This window comes from Pseudomonas sp. LRP2-20, from assembly GCF_024349685.1.
In the GTDB taxonomy this organism is placed as follows: domain Bacteria; phylum Pseudomonadota; class Gammaproteobacteria; order Pseudomonadales; family Pseudomonadaceae; genus Aquipseudomonas.
In genome coordinates this window covers 1,451,755-1,468,369 of sequence record NZ_AP025944.1, presented here as the reverse complement: position 1 = coordinate 1,468,369, position 16,615 = coordinate 1,451,755, and the positions used below count along the sequence as shown (strand labels likewise).

The following is a 16,615-nucleotide window of genomic DNA, read 5'->3' as shown; positions in this document are numbered from 1 at the left end:
CTCGCACGGATTCCTTGCCCTGTCTGCCTGACGGCAAAAAAAGGCGTTGAACCGACGTTAGCAGGTAAGCCCGAGGTGGCATATACGCCAAGTGCCGCCATTAACATTGTGAATCTTATTTGTGCCCTTCCTGCAATTCGGCCGGTTGTGCATACACTGTGCGGGTAACCTTCGCGCAAAGGATTCGCCATGCCCCATGACGCCTTCTGGCTGCCTGCCAGCGAGCATTGCCAGCTCTACGTGCACCAATGGCTGCCGGCCACACCGGTCAAGGCTGTGGTGCTGCTGGCGCATGGCATGGCCGAGCATGGCGGGCGCTACCAGCGCCTGGGCCAGGCCCTCAGCGATGCCGGCTACGCCCTGCTGGCGCCCGACCTGCGCGGCCACGGGCGCACCGCCGAGCATGGCAGCCTCGGCCTGTTCGCCCGGCAACATGGCTGGAATGCCGTGCTCAACGACCTTGGCCTGCTGGCCCAGCACATCGGCCAGCAGTTCCCTTGCACCCCGCTGTTTCTGTTCGGCCACAGCATGGGCAGCTATATTGCCCAGGCCTATCTCACGCACCACAGCGGCAGCCTGCACGGGGCGATTCTCAGTGGTTCCAACTTCCAGCCCGCGGCGCTGTACCGGGTGGCCCGCCTGATTGCGCGCCTGGAAGCCTGGCGCCAGGGGCCACTGGGCAAGAGCGCACTGATCGAGTGGCTGTCGTTCGGCTCGTTCAACCAGGCCTTCAAGCCCAACCGCACGGCTTTCGACTGGCTCAGCCGTGACCCGGCGGAAGTGGACAAGTACGTCAACGACCCGCTGTGTGGCTTTCGCTGCAGCAACCAGCTTTGGCTCGACCTGCTGCAGGGGTTGGCGCAGATCAGCCAGGCGCGCAACCTTGCGCAGATCGACCCGAACCTGCCGATGCTGGTGATTGGCGGCGAATGTGATCCGGTGAGTGCCGGCAAGCGTCTCACCCATCTGGCCGACGCCCTGCGCGCGACCGGCAATCGACATGTACAGCTGCGCGTCTATCCTGAGGCGCGGCATGAAGTGCTAAACGAAATCAATCGGGACGAGGTCACCGCCGATATCCTCGCATGGCTTGAGCAGGCACTGGCCCTTGGCCGCCCTGCTCGCAGTGAATGATATCGGCCTCGTCCGCCTATCAAGGAATCGCCAATGACCCAGGTCACCAACACGCCTTACGAAGCTTTGGAAGTCGGCCAGAAAGCCAGTTACGAAAAGTCTGTCGAAGAACGCGACATCCAGCTGTTCGCCGCGATGTCCGGTGACCACAACCCCGTGCACCTGGATGCCGAATTCGCCGCCAAGAGCATGTTCAAGGAGCGCATCGCCCACGGCATGTTCAGCGGTGCGCTGATCAGCGCCGCAGTGGCCTGCACCCTGCCAGGCCCTGGCACCATCTACCTGGGCCAGCAGATGAGCTTCCAGAAGCCTGTGAAAATCGGCGACACCCTGACCGTGCGCCTGGAAATCCTCGAGAAGCTGCCGAAGTTCAAGGTGCGTATCGCCACCAACGTGTACAACCAGAACGATGAACTGGTGGTCGAGGGCGTGGCCGAGATCCTGGCACCGCGCAAGCAGCAGACCGTCGAACTGGTATCGCCGCCGAACTTCATCGCCAGCTGATATCGGTGCTGGACTCTTCGCGGGTAAACCCGCTCCCACAGGTATTGCACCGCCTTCCAGGCCTTCGCCACCTGTGGGAGCGGGTTTACCCGCGAATGGGCCGGAAAAGCTATCACAACAGTTCGCGTAGACGCCGCTCGATATGCCGCCGCTCCGGCGCCTGATGGGTCAGCGACAGCGCCTGCTGCCAGGCCACCCGCGCCTCATCAACATTCCCCAGCTCCTGATGCAACTGGGCCCGCGCCGCATGCGCCAGGTGATAGTCGCGCAGCTCCCCAGTCGCCAGAATCGCCTCCACCGCCACCAAGCCAGCCTGTGCCCCGTCACGCTTGGCCAGCGCCACCGCCCGGTTGAGCGCCACGACGGCTGACGGCCAGTGCCTATGCAGCACATCGTACAGCCCGACGATCTCTGCCCAGTCGGTCTCTTGCGCGGTGGCCGCCTCGGCATGCACCGCCGCGATCGCCGCCTGCACGGTGTAGGCACCAAAGGTTCGGCTGGCCAACGCCAGGCGCACCAGCTCGCAGCCTTCGGTAATCAGCGCGCGGTCCCACAGGCTGCGGTCCTGCTGGTCAAGCAGTATGAGGTTGCCTTCGGCATCGCTGCGCGCACGCTGGCGCGAGGCCTGCAACAACATCAGTGCCAGCAAACCCACCGCTTCGGCGTCCGGCAACAGTTGAACCAGCAGGCGCCCCAGGCGGATCGCCTCGTCGCTCAGTTCCTGCTGCAGCAACGCCTCGCCCGAGGACGCCGAATAGCCTTCGTTGAACACCAGGTAGATCACCCGCAGCACGCTCTCCAGTCGCTCGGGCAGTTCGTGCAGCTCGGGGACCTGATAAGGAATACCGGCGTCGCGGATCTTGGCCTTGGCCCGGACGATGCGCTGGGCGATGGTCGACGGGCTTTGCAGAAACGCCCGGGCGATCTGCTCGGTGGTCAGGTCGCAGACTTCGCGCAGGGTCAGCGGCACCTGGGCATCGGCCGCCAGGGCCGGGTGGCAGCAGGTGAAGATCAGCCGCAGACGGTCGTCGGCGAGCAACTCCTCATCACTGGGGTCCTGCCCCTGGCCTTCGATCAGCATGATCAGCTCGGCCTGGGAGCGGTCGAAGCGGGCACGCCGGCGCAATGCGTCAATGGCCTTGAAACGCCCGGTCGAGACCAACCAGGCCCGCGGGTTGTCGGGGATGCCGTCGCGCTGCCAGCGCTCGACGGCAATGAAGAAGGCATCGTGCATGGCCTCCTCGGCGAGGTCGAAATCCCCCAGCAGGCGGATCAGCGTCGCCAGGATCCGCCGCGAATCACGCCGATATACCGCTTCGACTTCGGCACGTACCTGCGCCAGCTCCGCCATCAGTCAGGCATCCGCTGGGTCACGACCTCCACCAGGCGGTCCAGGCTTTCTCCCCAGCCCTGATGGAAACCCATTTCTTCATGGGCGCGGCTGTCGGCTGCATTCCAGTGCCAGGCACGGGCGGTATAGCGGGTCTTGCCGTTTTCTTCGTCAAAGCTGATCACCGCTGTCATGAAGGCTTTGCCCGACGGCACCCAACCCGGCCCGAAGGCATCGGTGAACACCAGCCGGCGCGGTGCGGCAATTTCCAGGAACACACCCTGTGTCGGATACTCGGAGCCATCCGGGGCCCGCATGAGCGTACGGAAAAGGCCCCCGACCCACAGTTGCATCTCGCATTCCGGGGTGGTCATGCCGTGCGGTCCCCACCACTGCATCAGCCATGCGGGCTCGGTCCAGGCTCGGAACACCTTGGCAGGCGGGGCATCGATCAAGCGGCTGATGGACAGTTCATGCTGCGCAGGCGCGGGTTCGACAAGGGTCATTCTTGTTGTTCTCCATTGCTTTCAGGGTTGCAGTTCGCGCACCGGCCGCACTTCCACGCTGCCGACCCGTGCCGCCGGAATGCCCTTGGCGATGTTCAGCGCCTCGTTGAGGTCACGGGCATCGACCAGGTAAAAGCCGGCTAGCTGCTCTTTGGTTTCGGCGAACGGGCCATCGGTGATGCTCATTCGCCCGGCGCGCACGCGCACGGTGGTAGCGGTCTGCACGGTTTTCAGCGCCTCCGCCGCGATGATCCGCCCGGCGCTCTGCAGCGATTCGGCGTAGGCCATGCATTCGGCGTCTTCCGGGCTGTCGGGCAGGCTGTGCAGCAGCCCTTCGTCACAATAGACCAGGCACAGGTATTTCATGGTCGTCTCCAGGCGTTGGCAACGTGCATTTGGCGATAGCCGATCAAGGCTTGAGATCGAACAGTGCTTTCTGGGTTTGCATGTCGAACGGTGCCGACCAGTGTTCGTGAATCACCTGCCACTGGCCGCCAGACTTGCGGTAACCGACGGTGGCACGCATGAAGCCGCACTGGCTCTCGTCAGCCCCAGGGCCGCAGCGGTTCAGCCAGTGAGCCAGGCCCAGGTCACCGTCAGCGTGCACGGTCAGTTGGGCGAGCTCGAAGACCATGGGCCCGGGGCACATGCTCATGCACATTTCCCAATGCGCCTGGTAGGCCGCCTTGCCCTTGAATTGCAGCGACTGAATGGCATCGAAGGCGACGATGTCGTCGGCGTACGGTGCGGTGATGGCGGGGATGTCACGGTCGCGCACGGCCTGCATCCAGCGGTCGATAAGCTGACGGATTTCGTTTTCGGCTGCCGTGTTCATCGGGTGTTCCTCCGATCGCTCATGAGCGTTTCGGTACAGGGTTGTCTTGTACCTTCAGCTCATGGTCGAACGGTAGCCGGATAAATCGACAGGTCTTGCGAAAGTTTTGTTTGAGAGGTGCATGTCTTGATTGCGGCGGCGCCGGTGAGATCGAGCGCCGCCCGCGCGGCGCATCGCGAGCTGCGCTCGCTCCTACGTTTGTTTCGGGCCAGTAAGCCAGTGCCAGGCGCGCGCGACCGCCTTGTTGGTGCAACGCGGTATCGCGTCATACGCCAAGACGTTCGCGCACAAATCCCCCAGGACTCATTGGCCCGAAACAAACGTAGGAGCGAGCGCAGCTCGCGATGCGCCGCGCGGGCGGCGCTCGATCTCACAGGCGCCGCCGCAATCCAGGCATGCCCCCATGACGGCAACCGCATTCTAAAGGCTGGCGCCAATGAATTCACGGTAACCCGAGACAATCACATACACCGCGAAATAGCAGAAAATCGCCGCCGACAGCACGTACGACCAGGTCAGCAGCCGGTCCCCCAGCAAGCGCCCACCGTGGCTGGCGATACCGCAAATGCCCATGCACCAGACCAGCCCGGCAGCGAAGAAGCCGCCAAGAAACAGCCCGGCATCCAACAAGCTGCCACCGCCGGAGCGGGAAATCAGCACGCCACCGACAGCAGCGAACCAGAGGATGGCGCTGGGCGACGACATGGCCAGAAATACACCCCGCAGAAACTCGCGCCAGCCCGACTCCACCACCACTTGCGCACTGGCATCCATGTGCCCGCCACGCCAGGCGGCCAGCAGCATCTTGATGGCGAACCACACCAGCAACACCGAACCGCCAAGCCACAAGGTCCAGCGAACGCTGTCGAACTGCAGCAACACGGTCATGCCAGCCAGCGCCGCAATGGCGTAGACGAGGTCTCCCACGCAAGTCCCCAGGCCGAGCCAGAAGCCCTGGAGGAAACCGCGTTGCATGGCGAGGGTGATCATGGCGATGTTGGCCACACCGATATCCAGGCACAGGGACAGGCTGAGGAAGAAACCGTTGGAAAATGGCATTGAACACTCGTGGCAGGCTAACAGGCACCGTAGAGCCTGCCATGAGTAATCCAGGGATTGAAAGTGCAATGCCCCAAGTCAGTCGCTGCTTGCCAGCACCTGCGCATAACGCTCGCGATCCACATTGGCCCCGCTCAGCACCACGGCCACGCGCTTGCCTGCTTGACGCTCGCGCTCCTGCAGCAACGCCGCCAGCGCCGCAGCGCCAGCACCTTCAGCCGTGTTATGGGTGGTTTCGTGATACATGCGCATGGCCTCTGCCACCTCGCTGTCGGTGACCCGCACGATCCGCGCGGCATGCTCGCGCACGAGGGCAAAGGCATCCGGGTGCGGTACCCGGCAGGCCATGCCATCGGCAAAGGTATCGGCGGTAGCCGTGGTGACGATGCGACCCAGCTCGAAACTCTGTGCGTAGGCATCGGCCGCACTGGAGACCACGCCGACGATTTCGGTCTTCAGCCCCAACAGGTTGCGTGCCTGGATCAGCCCGCAGATGCCCGAGCCCATGCCGATCGGCACGTACACGCAATCCAGCTCGCCCACAGCCTCGAACAGCTCCAGGGCATAGGTGGCTACCCCGCGCACCAGCTCAGGGTGGAACGATGGCACCATGTCATAACCCAGTTCCTCCGCCAGGCGGGCCGCCTCTTCGCGGGCCACGTCGAAGTCGACACCGTGCTCCACCAGTTCGGCGCCAAGCGCGCGCATGGCTGCGTTCTTCTCTTTCGAATTGCCCTCGGGCACCACGATCACCAGCGGCACACCGGCCTGGCTCGCGGCCAGTGCCATGCTCTGGCCGTGGTTGCCACGGGTGGCGGTAACCAGGCCACGCGGGGGCTTGCCAGCGGCCAGCAGCGAACGCACATAGACCAACCCGCCGCGCACCTTGAAGGCGCCGGTGGGCGCGTGGTTTTCGTGCTTGACCCACAGCTTGCAGCCCACCCGCTCTGCCAGAAGCGGCCAGCTGCGCTGTGGCGTCGGTGGAACGTGCTGGTGTACGAAATCGGCAGCTTCGCGCAGGGCAGCAAGGTCGAACATGGCGATCATCCCTCTTCGGTAGGTGGTTGATCCGATCCTAAGCGCCGGGCATTGTATGGGTAAAACCTTATATTGCATGGGTAGCAATATCGTGTGGATCCCGCAGCTGGTCGACGATGACCAACCCCGCTATCTCGCCTTGGTCGATGCAATTGCCCACGCCATCGAAAGCGGCGCACTCAAGGTCGGTGATCGCCTGCCTCCGCAACGTCGGCTGGCCTGGAAACTGGGCCTCAACCCCAGTACCACCCAGCAGGCCTACCGCGAAGCTGCCGCTCGCCACCTGGTGGCTGGCGAAGTGGGCCGCGGCACTTACGTGCTGGCGGGCAGCAAGGAAGCGACCTTGTTTCGCCTCAAGCATCATGACGGGCAACGCCCGCTGATCGACCTGTCGACCAATGTTCCGGTGGCCGATCCGCACAACCATGATTTGCACGACAGCTTGCGCAGCCTGCTGCAACGCCCCGATAGCAACTTGCTCGATCATTACCTGGGCCCCGAGCAGTTGCTGCTAGGGCGGATTCGCGGCGCCCAATGGGTGGCCAACCGCGGCCTGGCCCTGTCAGCGGACGAGCTGTTGCTGTGTGGAGGAGCCCAGCAAGCGCTGGCACTGGTGCTGCAGTCGTTCTGTCAGGCGGGTGAGCCGGTCATGCTCGAGGCCCTGACCGCACCGGGCATCAAGGCGGCCTGTCGGCAACTGCGCCTGCCCGTGCATGGTGTGGCACTGGACAACCAAGGCCTGCGGCCCGATGACCTGGACCGTGTGGCGCGCGCCAGTGGTGCCCGCGTGCTGGTGACCACACCGACCCTGCACAACCCCACTGGTGCCTGCATGGAAGATGCGCGCCGCGCGGCGATTGCCGGGGTAGTCAAACGTCTGGGGCTGTTGGTGATCGAGGATGATGTGTATGGCGCATTCAGCAACCAGCCGCCGCTCTATCCACTACTAGGCGATCAGGCGGTTTACATCAACAGCCTGTCCAAGACGGTGGCTGCTGGTTTGCGATTGGGATGGATTGCGGCCAGCCAGAAGCTGCTGGCTCAGGTTGACCCGTATGCCCAGGCCAGCCACTGGCCGGTGTCGCCTCTGAGCCTGGAGATCGCTTGCCAATGGATCGAAGACGGCACAGCTGCGCAGCGCCTCGCCTGGCAGAAAACGGAAATTACCGAGCGCTGGCGCCTGGCACGCAGGCTGCTGGGTGATGGACTGCACAATACCGGCCAGCCTTCGCCCCACGCGTGGCTGGGCACGCCGCAGGGGGCCGAGGCGGTGGTAAAGCAATGCCGCGAGCAAGGTGTGGAAGTTGTTCCGGCCAGTGTGTTTGCCATTGGCGCGACCGAGGTGCAGGCCGTGCGCATCAGCCTGTCGGCAGCCGGTAGCCGGGCGGAACTGAAACAAGGCCTGGAGGTAGTACGGCAGGTACTGTCGGGGCGATGAACCGGGCGGACGACAGCAGCTTCTTCGCGACGGCTAAACGCGAAGAGGCCGCTGACGTTGGGCTATCAACCCTGCTGGCAACCTTCACCCATTGCCCGGTACTGAATGGTATGCACCTGGCCATGATGGTCTTCATAGGTCATGGTCGCAGGCACCACTTCACAGACATTGGGGATGGTCGACAGGTTGATCACCCGTTTGATGTCGAGGTTCATGGAATAGTCGTACTGCTGGGCCACAGGCTCGCTGGAGACCGGTTTGGCCTCATCGGCGAGGGCGAACGAGGACATACCGACCAAAGCAAGAATCAGTAATGGTTTCATGGGGGTTGACCTTCAAAGCAATCCAGCTGATCGAGTGACTTCTGATGCCGTCAATGGCGCGGAGAAGTTGTCATCAACTACGAAGATGACACGAAGTACCGATCCCGCTTCATCTACTGCCAGGGGGGATGTGTAAAATTCTACTCCTGGCCGAAAATAGTTGAACCCTGAACTCGGACATTCACCCTTGCAGGATTTGCAACAATCTGCGACAAGACGAAACGGCTCGATGGCCTGGAATCACCGAGCCAGAGCCAACCGCTTCAGGTATCCCATGACTGCCCTGCACTGCGCCCTGCTTACCGGCCCCGAGCGTCGATTGCTCGAACACTTCTACAAACAGCAGGGTTCGCGCATGCGCGCAGCCAATGATGGTGAATTGTGGGTGGCACGCCGTGAAGGGATCGTAGCCGGCCTCTGCCTCAGTGCCGTCGCCGACGGCCACTGGCTTACCGGCCTGTTCGTCGCCCCGCAAGCGCGCAAGCGTGGCGTGGCCACGCAGTTGGTCGAGGCGGCGCTGGCCGGCCACAGTGGCCCGACCTGGCTGTTCTGCCACCCCGACCTCACGGTCTACTACCAGCGCCTCGGCTTCGGCATCACTGCGCAGTTGCCTGAAGCCTTGGCCTCGCGCCTGCATCGCTACCAGCGCAGCAAAAGCCTGCTGGCCATGGTGCGGTATCAGTCGTCGCGGTCATCCAGCCCCGGGAACAACACATCGGTGTAGCCGAACCGGGCAAAGTCCTGGATGCGCGAGGGGTACAAGCGGCCGATCAGGTGGTCGCACTCGTGCTGTACCACCCGGGCATGGAAGCCGTCAGCGAAGCGGTTGATCGGATTGCCCTGCGGGTCGATGCCTTCGTAGCTGATGTGCTTGAAGCGCGGCACCACCCCACGCAGGCCGGGCACCGACAGGCAACCCTCCCAACCGTCCTCGATCTCGGTGGTCAGCGGGGTGATCACCGGGTTGAGCAGAATGGTTTGCGGCACCGGCTCGGCATCCGGGTAACGCTCGCTGCGCTCGAAACCGAAAATCACCAGCTGCAGGTCGATACCGATCTGCGGCGCGGCCAGCCCCACGCCACCGACGTGGTGCATGGTTTCGAACATGTCGTCGATCAACTGCTGCAGTTCGCTGCTGCCGATCAGATGTTCAGGCACCGGTGGGGCGATGCGCAGCAGGCGCTCGTCGCCCATCTTGAGAATGTCACGGATCATCGCGGGTTCGGCTCGGTCGGTTCAGGCTCGACCGGGTGTTCATGGCCGAGCACGGTGATGGTTCCCTGGGGTTTGGCGCCCTTGAAATCCTTCTCGCCCGGGTCCTTGCCCTCGCTCGACATGTGCTCGATCACCGCGTTCATCTCAGCGCCCAGCAACAGCACGGCGGCAGAGATGTAGAAGTACAGCAACAGCACGATGATCGCACCGATGCTGCCATACATGGCGTTGTAGTCGGCAAAGGTCTTGACGTAGTAGGCAAAGCCCAGGGAGGCGATGATCCATACTACTACCGCCAGCACCGAACCGGGGGTGATGAAGCGAAACTTCTGCTTCACGTCCGGCATCACGTAATAGATGAGTGCTACCGCCACCATCAGCAGAATGACAATAGCTGGCCAACGCAAGATCGTCCACACCGTGACGATGACCTCCTGCATGCCCACCTGTGCCGCGATCCACTCCATCACCTGTGGCCCTAGCACCATCAGCGCTGCCGCCACCAGCAACATGCCGGCGATACCGACGGTGTAGAAGATCGACAGTGGGATGCGCTTCCACACCGGGCGCCCTTCGGGCACGTCATAGGCGGCGTTCATCGCGCTCATCATCAGGCGCACACCGGCCGAGGCGGTCCACAGCGCGATGACGATACCTACCGACAATAGCCCGCCCTTGGACTGTTGCAACTGGTCGATCACCGGATTTACCTGCTCCAGCGCCTGGGGCGGGAGCACCAGTTCGGATTGCAAGCGCAGCCATGAAAAGAAGTCCGGCAGGTGCAGGAAGCCAATCAGGGCGATCAAAAACAGGATGAAGGGGAACAGCGAGAACAGCATCTGGTAGGCGAGTGCCGATGCATAGGTCGACATCTCGTCGTCGAGGAATTCCTTGACGGTGCGCACCAGCACGCGGTGCAGGGGCAGGCCGCGCAGGTCGGGGAAAATCATAGCGTCTCCTTTCGCCGCTTGATTCTTGAGTACAACGGGTAAGTCTAATAGACCACGCCGGTGATGTACTGCTCCCAGCCTTGGAAGAAGAAAATGCCTACACCTGTTCCTGCCTCGCTCAGAGGCAGAAACAGGCCATTTTTCAGATCAAGGCTTTTTCACCGCATCCTTCACATTGCCTTTGATCTGCTGCGCCTCGCCCTTCAATTCCTGGGCCTTGCCCTCGGCCTGCAGCTTGTCGTTGCCGGTCACCTTGCCGACGCCCTGTTTAATGTTGCCGACCGCTTCATTGGCCAGGCCTTTCGCTTTGTCTTTAGTGCCGCTCATGGCAAATCTCCTGCAAATGGAGACACGGGGACCGTGTCGACAGACGGTGGACCAAGCGCCGTTGGCAAGAGTTTCAATCAATTTGCCGAGTTCAAGCCAAGCGGTGATTCTTCGGGCGAATACCGCACCAAATCGGCCCTGGCGCGCTGCCCAAGCCCTGCGTGCTCCCCTAGAATCGCCGGCAAACGGCAACCCCAAGCAGGTTGCCAGCGTACAAGAACAACAGTTTCCGGAAACCCGCACCCATGCGTCTGATGCCCCTGTTCGCGGCCATGCTGCCGTTGTTGCCCTTGCCTGCCCTGGCCGCTGCACCGGCCAGCGAAACCCTCAAAGTCGAGCGTTATACCGACGATGGCCAACCCGGCACCCTGCGCTGGGCCATCGAAACCAGCAACCAGAACCCCGGCCACTACCGCATCGAGATCGCTGCGGTTGGCAAGCCGCCCTACGTGATTCGCCCGACCCGCGCGCTGCCGGAAATCAAAGGCCCGGTGCAGATCACCGGCCTGCCCTGGGCCCGTGACGGCCAGTACATCGCCATCGACGGCTCGGGCTACATCAAGGACCAGGGCGTGCGCACCTGCCCTGGCGCCCTGCCCGGCCAGTTCGGCACCAACGTACGCACCACCACCAACCCCGGGCTGGTGTTGCGTGATACCCAGGGCGTGCACCTGAGTGGCCTGGAAGTGCGCAACTTCTGCATCGGCATCCTGGTCAACCGCGCCAGCGGCAACGTCATCGAAGACAACCGCATCGTCGCCAACAAAGGCGGCGCCGGCATCATGCTCACGGGTGATGACGGTGCCGGCAACCCGACTGCCACCACCACCATCAACAACAAGGTGCTGCGCAACCAGCTGATCGACAACGGCGATGGCCTTGAACTGACCCGCGGCGCGGCCTTCAACCTGGTGGCCGACAACCTGTTCCGGTCCACCCCGGCCAACCCTGAACCGTCCCAGGGCATCGAAATTCTGCTGGGCAATGACAACAGCGTGGTGCGCAACCGCTTCGAGAACTACTCCGACGGCCTGCAGATCAACTGGGGCAAGCGCAACTACCTCGGCGCCAACACCTTCAGCGGCAACTCGATCGGCGTCAGCGTCACCGGCGAAGGCAACATCCTCGACGGCAACCTGATACACGGCAACCGCATCGGCGTGGCCCTGCGCCCGGAGCCGGATGTCACCACCACGCGCCTGAGCGGCAACCGCATCTGGGGCAACAGCCAGGACATCCGCCGTTGTGAAGCCGGTGGTTCATGCGTGCCGAACCAGCGTACCGGTGCCATCGTCTTTGGCGTGCCGGCCCAGGCCCATGCGCTGTACGTGGGTTCGCGCGGGGTCGGCGCGGATTTGCCGAAGAAGGACCAGGCGATCATCTGCGATGCCAAGGGCGAGCCCAAGCCATGCCAGCCGTTGCCCAACCACAACCAGCAGGCGCCACACCTGATCGCGCTGGACGGCAACGTGTTGCGTGGCGAGGTGCAGGGGCCGGTGTCGAGCCTGTTGCGTATCGAGGTGTTTGGCAATGCCCTGGCAAATGGGGCCGAGGCGGAGCAGTATCTGGGAGAGTTGTTGGTCAATAGCGATGCGCAAGGGAAGGCAAGGTTTGCTCAGGTGCTGGAGAACATCGGCCAGTTGAAGAGTTTCACTGCGACGGTGACCACTGCGGATGGGGCCACTTCCGAGTTGAGCCTGCCGGTCAGCCGCTAGGGCTGATGGCCTCTTCGCGGGCAAGCCCGCTCCCACAGGGATATCACATAGCCTGAGGGCATTGACATTCCTGTGGGAGCGGGCTTGCCCGCGAAGAAGCCTGTAAACCTTGCTAGGCCTGGTGCCACCCCTCACAATGCAGCCCTAATCTAGCGTCAACCCGCAGGAACCTGCATGAAACTCGACAAACCCGCTGCCATCGCCCGCCGCAACCAGGCCCTGGCCAACCCGGTGCTGACCAGCGCCAACACCCTGTTCGCCATCCTCGACCGCAAGCGCAACCTGTGGTGGTTCGAGGTGCCGGTGGCACTGCTGCGCAAAGGCCAGCCCGACTGGGTCAACCTGCTGCTGCACACCCCGGAAAGCGACGAGCTGCAGCACCTGAAGGTGCCGGTCAACTTCCTCCGTGCTCACCAGGAGCAGATGGAAGTGCGCAACCCCGGCAAGCGCCGCTCGACCATCAGCCTGGCCCTGAGCGCCGACCGCGACTCGCTGCTGCGCGACACACGCCCCGGTGGCGAGCAGCTGGACTTCCGGACCTTCGTACAGGCCTGATCAGACCTTCTCGATGCGATCGTCATGGATGACGATGCGGCCCTGCTTGAACAACCCACCAATGGCCTTCTTGAAGTTGCCCTTGCTGACGTTGAACATCTGGCTGATCACTTCCGGAGCGCTCTTGTCGCTCACCGCCAGCACCCCGCCATCGGCCTCCAGGCGCGCCATGATGCGCGCCTGCAGGTCGTCGCCCAGCGCCTGGCCGACCGGCTGCAGGCTCAGGGCGATCTTGCCGTCATGGCGCACTTCCTTGATGAAGCCATCCACATGCATGCCCGAACGCAGGAACTTGAACACCTCGTTCTTGTGGATCAGGCCCCAGTGGCGGTTGTTGATGATGGCCTTGAAACCCATCGGTGTCTCACCAGCCACCAGCAGCTGGACGGGCTGGCCAACCTGGTAGTCGGCCGGGGTGCGGTCGAGGTAGCGGTCCAGGCGCGAGGTAGCGGTGATGCGCCGGGTACGCTTGTCGAGGTAGGCGTGCACCACGCAGTAGTCGCCGATCTTCAGTTGGCGTGATTCTTCCGAATACGGCATCAGCAGGTCCTTGGACAGGCCCCAGTCGAGGAAGATACCGGCACCGTTGATGTCCTTGACCTTGAGGCTGGCGAACTCGCCGACCTGCACCTTGGGCTTCTCGGTGGTGGCAATCAGCTGGTCTTCGCTGTCCAGGTAGATGAACACGTTCAGCCAGTCGTCGACCTCGGTTTCGGCGTCCTTCGGGATGTAGCGCCCGGGCAGCAGGATTTCGCCGTCGGCCCCGCCGTCCAGGTAAAGGCCGAATTCCACGTGTTTCACGATTTGCAAACTGTTGTAACGCCCAAGCAGAGCCATTTCCGATGTTCCTCAAGACAAGGCGGCTATTCTACACCTGAAGCCACTGCGCTGCCCGATCACTGATTGGGCGGAACCGCGCTGGCCCCCCTTGCGTCTACCCAATGGCCAGTCACAGCCAGGACCTGCACATGCCTGTACGCCTGTCCAAAGCCCTGCTCATCGCCATTGCCTGCACCGTGGCACTGGCGGCCTGCAACCGTATCGACCTGGCCTATCGCAACCTCGACCGCCTGGTGCCCTGGTCGCTGGGCGACTATCTGGCGATGAACCGTGAACAGAAAGCATTGCTCGACGAACGGCTCAAGCAGCACCTGGCCTGGCACTGCAAAACCCAACTACCTGGCTACCTCGACTGGCTCGACCGGGTGCGCGACATGGTCGCCGAAGACCAGGTGACCGACCAGGCCCTGCAGCAACGTACCGTCGAAGCGCGCCAGGCCATCGGCCGGGTGGCAACAGAAATCACGCCCTCGGCCACCGAACTGCTGCGCGGCATGAGCGATCGGCAGGTAGCGCAGATGCGCGATGCCTTGCGCGACGATATCAGCGAGCGGCAAAAGGAATATGTCGACACACCCTTGGCCAAACAGGTCGCTCGGCGCAGTGAGCGCATGGAAAAACGCCTGAACAACTGGTTCGGTGAACTCAATACGGCCCAGCGCCAACGGGTGCAGGCCTGGTCGCAAGCGCTGGGTGACCAGAACCGCCAGTGGATCGCCAACCGCCAGCACTGGCAGCAGCAGCTGATGCTGGCCATGAACCAGCGCAACGACGCCAGTTTCGAGCCGCGCCTGGCAACACTCCTGCAACACAAGGAAAGCCTGTGGACGCCGGAGTACCGGGCGGCGTATCTGAATAGCGAACAGCAGACGCGCAGCCTGTTGATCGACCTGATGCACCTGAGTACACCGGTGCAGCGCCAGTTCCTGCAAGAGCGGCTGGCCAAGGTACGTACCGACTTCAGTGAGCTGAAGTGCCTCAAAGGGTGAAGCGATCAGCAGGCCCGGCCTCTTCGCGGGTAAACCCCGCTCCCACAGGGGCCGCGCAACACTGAAGCCAGTGGAATACCTGTGGGAGCGGGTTTACCCGCGAAGAGGCCGGGCCTGACGATCCAGAATCACCTAGCCTTGCGCCGATACGGAAACACGTCGATCACCTTGCCCTCGCGGATCGCCGCCTGCAGCCCCTTCCAGTAGTCCGCGTCATACAACTCCCCGTGCAAGCGGCTGAACAGCCGCCGCTGGCCGATATCGGCAAACAGGAACGGCGGGAACTCCTCGGGAAACACGTCGTGCGGCCCGATCGAGTACCACGGTTCGCCCGACATCTCGTCCTCCGGGTAACGCGGCGGCGGAATGTGCCGGAAGTTCACCTCGGTCAGGAAGCTGATCTCGTCATAGTCGTAGAACACCACCCGCCCGTGCCGGGTGACGCCGAAGTTCTTCAGCAGCATGTCACCGGGAAAGATGTTCGCCGCTGCCAGTTGCTTGATGGCCAGCCCGTAGTCCTCCAGCGCTTCGAGCACCTGCCCTTCGCTGGCCTGTTCCAGATACAGGTTGAGCGGGGTCATGCGCCGCTCGGTCCAGCAGTGGCGGACCAGCACCGTGTCGCCTTCCAGCGCCACGGTCGAGGGCGCCACCTCCAGCAACTCGGCCAGGCACTCGGGCTCGAATTTGCTGCGTGGGAAGCGGAAATCGGCAAATTCCTGGGTATCGGCCATGCGCCCCACCCGGTCGACACTTTTCACCAGCCGGTATTTGTCGATCACGGTGGCGCGGTCGACGGTCTTGGATGGCGAGAAGCGGTCCTTGATGATCTTGAATACCGTGTTGAAGCCCGGCAGGGTGAACACGCTCATGACCATGCCGCGCACCCCGGGGGCCATGACAAAGCGGTCGTCGCTGCTGGCCAGGTGGTTGATCAAGGCGCGGTAGAACTCCGACTTGCCCTGCTTGTAGAAGCCGATCGAGGTGTACAGCTCGGCAATATGCTTGCCCGGCAGGATGCGCTTGAGGAAGTTGACGAAGTCCCCTGGCACCGGCACGTCCGCCATGAAGTACGAGCGCGTGAACGAGAAGATGATCGATACCTCGGCCTCATCGGTGATCAAGGCATCGGCCTCGATGCCATGACCTTCACGGTGCAGCAGGGCAATCACCAGCGGCCACTGCTCGTCGCTGTTGTACAGGCGCCCGACCAGGTAGGCGCCCTTGTTGCGGTAAAGCACCGGCACGAACAGCTCCACGGCCAGGGCCGGGTCCTTGCACACCCAGTCCGGCAGGCATTCGCGCAATTGCTCCTCGAGCCGCGTGAGGTCGCTTTCCAGGTCACCATAGGGCGCACCGAACGGGTAATCGGCAAAGATCGACCGCAGCAGGCTTTTCAGGCCGGTACCGAGCCTGTAGGTGCGGGTCTGCGCAGCGCGCTCATGGGCGCGGATCGAAGGCCGGGTGGTGTGGATGAACATGCAGCCATCGCTGATCTGGTCATGGCTGAACAGGCTGCAGAACAGCGAGTTGTACCAGGTCTCCGCCAACTCGTCGTCGAGGCGGGGATCGATCAGGCGGATGTAGGCGTTTTTCACCAGCGGCCACTGTTCCAGATCCAGCAACACGTCTGCGTCGAAACCATCACGCAGCCAGCCGTTGACCTCGCCGACCTTATGTTCATAAAGGTTGATACGCACCGCAGCAGCCTGCTGAATCTCTTGCCAGCGCGCCTGCTCGAAGCGCTCACGAGCGCCCAGGGTGATGCGGCGAAAATGTTCGCGATAATCGTCAAAGCCGTCGAGGATCATCCGGGCGATCTCGCCGGCTGGCCAATGCTGGGTCATGCGATGAACCTCA

19 protein-coding genes are annotated in these 16,615 nt (G+C 62.9%); 7 read left to right on the top strand and 12 right to left on the bottom strand.

The window, feature by feature from the left end:
* The first annotated feature begins 189 nt into the window (after nt 1-189).
* Together OCX61_RS06540 and OCX61_RS06535 are read left to right on the top strand one after the other, a co-directional pair.
* Nucleotides 190-1,134 (top strand): alpha/beta hydrolase, encoded by a 945-nt coding sequence (locus OCX61_RS06540; RefSeq protein WP_261943088.1) that lies wholly within the window; start codon nt 190-192, stop codon nt 1,132-1,134.
* Between the two features lie 33 nt (nt 1,135-1,167).
* Nucleotides 1,168-1,638, top strand: a complete 471-nt coding sequence (locus OCX61_RS06535) for a MaoC family dehydratase (protein WP_261943087.1) — start codon at nt 1,168-1,170, stop codon at nt 1,636-1,638.
* Between the two features lie 112 nt (nt 1,639-1,750).
* Here the strand turns inward: OCX61_RS06535 and OCX61_RS06530 are convergent, their stop codons facing one another.
* The 6 genes from OCX61_RS06530 to OCX61_RS06505 form a co-directional block, all read right to left on the bottom strand.
* Nucleotides 1,751-2,989 carry an RNA polymerase sigma factor gene (locus tag OCX61_RS06530; RefSeq protein ID WP_261943086.1) on the bottom strand — a complete coding sequence of 413 codons (1,239 nt, stop codon included), beginning with the start codon at nt 2,987-2,989 and terminating at the stop codon, nt 1,751-1,753.
* The gene (locus OCX61_RS06525; RefSeq protein ID WP_261943085.1) at nt 2,989-3,474 is read right to left on the bottom strand and encodes an SRPBCC family protein; all 486 of its coding nucleotides are present in this window, start codon (nt 3,472-3,474) and stop codon (nt 2,989-2,991) included. Before OCX61_RS06525 ends, OCX61_RS06530 begins: the two co-directional genes overlap by 1 nt.
* Nucleotides 3,475-3,495: 21 nt before the next feature.
* Nucleotides 3,496-3,840 carry a YciI family protein gene (locus OCX61_RS06520; RefSeq protein ID WP_261943084.1) on the bottom strand — a complete coding sequence of 115 codons (345 nt, stop codon included), beginning with the start codon at nt 3,838-3,840 and terminating at the stop codon, nt 3,496-3,498.
* A gap of 43 nt (nt 3,841-3,883) precedes the next feature.
* A complete protein-coding gene (locus OCX61_RS06515) occupies nt 3,884-4,309 on the bottom strand; it encodes a YybH family protein (protein ID WP_261943083.1) in 426 nt (141 codons plus the stop codon).
* A 420-nt stretch (nt 4,310-4,729) separates the two neighbouring features.
* Entirely contained in the window at nt 4,730-5,368 is a 639-nt protein-coding gene (locus tag OCX61_RS06510; protein ID WP_261943082.1) for a LysE family translocator, read from the bottom strand.
* A 78-nt stretch (nt 5,369-5,446) separates the two neighbouring features.
* Nucleotides 5,447-6,406, bottom strand: a complete 960-nt coding sequence (locus tag OCX61_RS06505; RefSeq protein ID WP_261943081.1) for a threonine dehydratase — start codon at nt 6,404-6,406, stop codon at nt 5,447-5,449.
* A gap of 76 nt (nt 6,407-6,482) precedes the next feature.
* Here OCX61_RS06505 and OCX61_RS06500 point away from each other — a divergent pair, with 76 nt between their 5' ends.
* Nucleotides 6,483-7,844 carry an aminotransferase-like domain-containing protein gene (locus OCX61_RS06500; RefSeq protein ID WP_261943080.1) on the top strand — a complete coding sequence of 454 codons (1,362 nt, stop codon included), beginning with the start codon at nt 6,483-6,485 and terminating at the stop codon, nt 7,842-7,844.
* 65 nt (nt 7,845-7,909) lie between these two features.
* On the opposite strand, the gene OCX61_RS06495 is transcribed toward OCX61_RS06500, so the two are convergent.
* Nucleotides 7,910-8,167: a DUF2790 domain-containing protein gene (locus OCX61_RS06495; RefSeq protein WP_054885703.1), complete on the bottom strand. Its 258-nt coding sequence runs from the start codon at nt 8,165-8,167 to the stop codon at nt 7,910-7,912.
* Between the two features lie 274 nt (nt 8,168-8,441).
* Here OCX61_RS06495 and OCX61_RS06490 point away from each other — a divergent pair, with 274 nt between their 5' ends.
* Nucleotides 8,442-8,891, top strand: coding sequence for a GNAT family N-acetyltransferase (locus OCX61_RS06490; RefSeq protein WP_261943079.1), 450 nt, complete (start codon nt 8,442-8,444; stop codon nt 8,889-8,891).
* Here OCX61_RS06490 and def read toward each other — a convergent pair.
* From def to OCX61_RS06475, 3 genes are all read right to left on the bottom strand, one after another.
* Nucleotides 8,846-9,382: a peptide deformylase gene (def, locus tag OCX61_RS06485; RefSeq protein ID WP_261943078.1), complete on the bottom strand. Its 537-nt coding sequence runs from the start codon at nt 9,380-9,382 to the stop codon at nt 8,846-8,848. The two genes, OCX61_RS06490 and def, sit on opposite strands and share 46 nt — an antisense overlap.
* The gene (locus OCX61_RS06480; protein ID WP_261943077.1) at nt 9,379-10,332 is read right to left on the bottom strand and encodes a YihY/virulence factor BrkB family protein; all 954 of its coding nucleotides are present in this window, start codon (nt 10,330-10,332) and stop codon (nt 9,379-9,381) included. Before OCX61_RS06480 ends, def begins: the two co-directional genes overlap by 4 nt.
* Nucleotides 10,333-10,479: 147 nt before the next feature.
* On the bottom strand, nt 10,480-10,659 hold the full coding sequence (locus tag OCX61_RS06475) for a CsbD family protein (protein WP_261943076.1): 180 nt from the start codon (nt 10,657-10,659) through the stop codon (nt 10,480-10,482).
* Nucleotides 10,660-10,904: 245 nt separating this feature from the next.
* Here OCX61_RS06475 and OCX61_RS06470 point away from each other — a divergent pair, with 245 nt between their 5' ends.
* On the top strand, nt 10,905-12,374 hold the full coding sequence (locus tag OCX61_RS06470) for a right-handed parallel beta-helix repeat-containing protein (RefSeq protein WP_261943075.1): 1,470 nt from the start codon (nt 10,905-10,907) through the stop codon (nt 12,372-12,374).
* A 174-nt stretch (nt 12,375-12,548) separates the two neighbouring features.
* Entirely contained in the window at nt 12,549-12,929 is a 381-nt protein-coding gene (locus tag OCX61_RS06465; protein ID WP_060510375.1) for a hypothetical protein, read from the top strand.
* Here OCX61_RS06465 and OCX61_RS06460 read toward each other — a convergent pair whose 3' ends face one another.
* Nucleotides 12,930-13,766 (bottom strand): CvfB family protein, encoded by an 837-nt coding sequence (locus OCX61_RS06460; RefSeq protein ID WP_261943074.1) that lies wholly within the window; start codon nt 13,764-13,766, stop codon nt 12,930-12,932. It abuts the gene before it with no gap.
* A 131-nt stretch (nt 13,767-13,897) separates the two neighbouring features.
* Between OCX61_RS06460 and OCX61_RS06455 the strand changes: the two genes are divergently transcribed.
* A complete protein-coding gene (locus tag OCX61_RS06455) occupies nt 13,898-14,758 on the top strand; it encodes a DUF6279 family lipoprotein (RefSeq protein ID WP_261943073.1) in 861 nt (286 codons plus the stop codon).
* A gap of 128 nt (nt 14,759-14,886) precedes the next feature.
* Here the strand turns inward: OCX61_RS06455 and aceK are convergent, their stop codons facing one another.
* On the bottom strand, nt 14,887-16,602 hold the full coding sequence (aceK, locus tag OCX61_RS06450) for a bifunctional isocitrate dehydrogenase kinase/phosphatase (RefSeq protein WP_261943072.1): 1,716 nt from the start codon (nt 16,600-16,602) through the stop codon (nt 14,887-14,889).
* Nucleotides 16,603-16,615: the final 13 nt, after the last annotated feature.

Bases quoted from the DNA above. Each gene is read 5' to 3' on its own strand.
- OCX61_RS06540 (WP_261943088.1), top strand. From the start codon at position 190: ATGCCCCATGACGCCTTCTGGCTGCCTGCCAGCGAGCATTGCCAGCTC.
- OCX61_RS06535 (WP_261943087.1), top strand. From the start codon at position 1,168: ATGACCCAGGTCACCAACACGCCTTACGAAGCTTTGGAAGTCGGCCAG.
- OCX61_RS06530 (WP_261943086.1), bottom strand. From the start codon at position 2,989: ATGGCGGAGCTGGCGCAGGTACGTGCCGAAGTCGAAGCGGTATATCGG.
- OCX61_RS06525 (WP_261943085.1), bottom strand. From the start codon at position 3,474: ATGACCCTTGTCGAACCCGCGCCTGCGCAGCATGAACTGTCCATCAGC.
- OCX61_RS06520 (WP_261943084.1), bottom strand. From the start codon at position 3,840: ATGAAATACCTGTGCCTGGTCTATTGTGACGAAGGGCTGCTGCACAGC.
- OCX61_RS06515 (WP_261943083.1), bottom strand. From the start codon at position 4,309: ATGAACACGGCAGCCGAAAACGAAATCCGTCAGCTTATCGACCGCTGG.
- OCX61_RS06510 (WP_261943082.1), bottom strand. From the start codon at position 5,368: ATGCCATTTTCCAACGGTTTCTTCCTCAGCCTGTCCCTGTGCCTGGAT.
- OCX61_RS06505 (WP_261943081.1), bottom strand. From the start codon at position 6,406: ATGTTCGACCTTGCTGCCCTGCGCGAAGCTGCCGATTTCGTACACCAG.
- OCX61_RS06500 (WP_261943080.1), top strand. From the start codon at position 6,483: ATGGGTAGCAATATCGTGTGGATCCCGCAGCTGGTCGACGATGACCAA.
- OCX61_RS06495 (WP_054885703.1), bottom strand. From the start codon at position 8,167: ATGAAACCATTACTGATTCTTGCTTTGGTCGGTATGTCCTCGTTCGCC.
- OCX61_RS06490 (WP_261943079.1), top strand. From the start codon at position 8,442: ATGACTGCCCTGCACTGCGCCCTGCTTACCGGCCCCGAGCGTCGATTG.
- def (WP_261943078.1), bottom strand. From the start codon at position 9,382: ATGATCCGTGACATTCTCAAGATGGGCGACGAGCGCCTGCTGCGCATC.
- OCX61_RS06480 (WP_261943077.1), bottom strand. From the start codon at position 10,332: ATGATTTTCCCCGACCTGCGCGGCCTGCCCCTGCACCGCGTGCTGGTG.
- OCX61_RS06475 (WP_261943076.1), bottom strand. From the start codon at position 10,659: ATGAGCGGCACTAAAGACAAAGCGAAAGGCCTGGCCAATGAAGCGGTC.
- OCX61_RS06470 (WP_261943075.1), top strand. From the start codon at position 10,905: ATGCGTCTGATGCCCCTGTTCGCGGCCATGCTGCCGTTGTTGCCCTTG.
- OCX61_RS06465 (WP_060510375.1), top strand. From the start codon at position 12,549: ATGAAACTCGACAAACCCGCTGCCATCGCCCGCCGCAACCAGGCCCTG.
- OCX61_RS06460 (WP_261943074.1), bottom strand. From the start codon at position 13,766: ATGGCTCTGCTTGGGCGTTACAACAGTTTGCAAATCGTGAAACACGTG.
- OCX61_RS06455 (WP_261943073.1), top strand. From the start codon at position 13,898: ATGCCTGTACGCCTGTCCAAAGCCCTGCTCATCGCCATTGCCTGCACC.
- aceK (WP_261943072.1), bottom strand. From the start codon at position 16,602: ATGACCCAGCATTGGCCAGCCGGCGAGATCGCCCGGATGATCCTCGAC.